General features: G+C 61.0%; 1 protein-coding gene. It reads right to left on the minus strand.

Annotation, left to right across the window (positions count from 1 at the left end):
• Positions 1 to 5: 5 nt before the first annotated feature.
• On the minus strand, positions 6 to 1,133 hold a 1,128-nt coding region (locus RFM98_RS31160), incomplete at its 5' end, for an ISAs1 family transposase (protein WP_430682415.1).

Raw genomic sequence — 1,133 nt, forward strand, 5'->3', positions numbered from 1 at the left:
TAGGGCTATCGCATATGAGTAAAGAGCTCATAGAAGAAGTCTTTGCTCCAGTTGGCTCTGCGCATTTTGCTTGCGATAGGTTTGTCGAGGGGGTGAGCGGTCAAGATGTTTTGAGCGAGCCTGCGGATGACGGCCAAATTTTGCGGCGCGTTGTCCTTGCGGGTGCGAGCGTCATCCTCGTGGAAGACAACATCAAGGCTCCAGTGCAATTGGTTCTCGATTGTCCAGTGGGTACGAACCGTCTCGGCCAATTTCCTGGGCGTCAGCGCCTTGGAGAGCGCGATATAGCGGACCGACGCGGTCGTCTTGCCGTCGGCGATAGTGCGCAGAGCCTCTATGCGGCCGATGGCCTTGAGGCCGGGAAAGGCAGGCGGCTGCGAGAGCCCGGCAAGCGGCAGTACGCTGGCGCGGCGCACTTCGGTGCGACCGTGAGCACTGTCTTTCGTCTCGAAGCAGGCTATTTCGACCGCCGCCGCGAAGCTTCTCTCAGCGGCTGCAAACAAGCGGCCCCGGTTGGCCTTGAGCACAAGCGCATAGTGGGCCTTCTTGGCAATCAGCGCCTTGGCCGTCTCGGGACGGCAATGCAAGGCGTCAGCCGTTACCGTGCAACCCTTGATATCCAAACTCTTCAGCAGCGCCAGCGTCGCCGCGACCTCATTGGAGCCAGGCGCCCGCGCCGCCGCAATCGCCACTCGCGTCTCGGCATCCCAGGCACTGACCATCAGCGGGGGCATGAAGGCGCGCCCCTTCTCATAGCCACGCCGCAGAGCCTTACCGTCGATCGCCACCACCCCGCGCGGCGCGCCAAGCCCAAGCTCGCGTCGCAATGCCGACATGAAGGCACTCAACGCCGTCGACAACTCCTGCGCATCGAGAAGCCGAAACACCCGACTGAAGGTGTCGTGGCTCGGGCACCCATGCTTCAGCTCGACAATCTCCTTAAGGTCCTCTTCGCGACCCTCAACGAACTCGGCAATGTCCACACAGCTCTTGGCTCCGCACAACGTCGCTGCCAACGCCACAAACAGAAGTTCCGCAAGATTATGCCGCGCATTGATGTCGCGTGGATCGCGTACTTCTCGCAAGATCGACAAAACCAATGGCATTGCGGCCTCCTCTGCTTCGAGAAAGCC

It is taken from the genome of Mesorhizobium australafricanum (genome assembly GCF_033977265.1).
GTDB classification, from domain to species: Bacteria; Pseudomonadota; Alphaproteobacteria; order Rhizobiales; family Rhizobiaceae; genus Mesorhizobium; species Mesorhizobium australafricanum.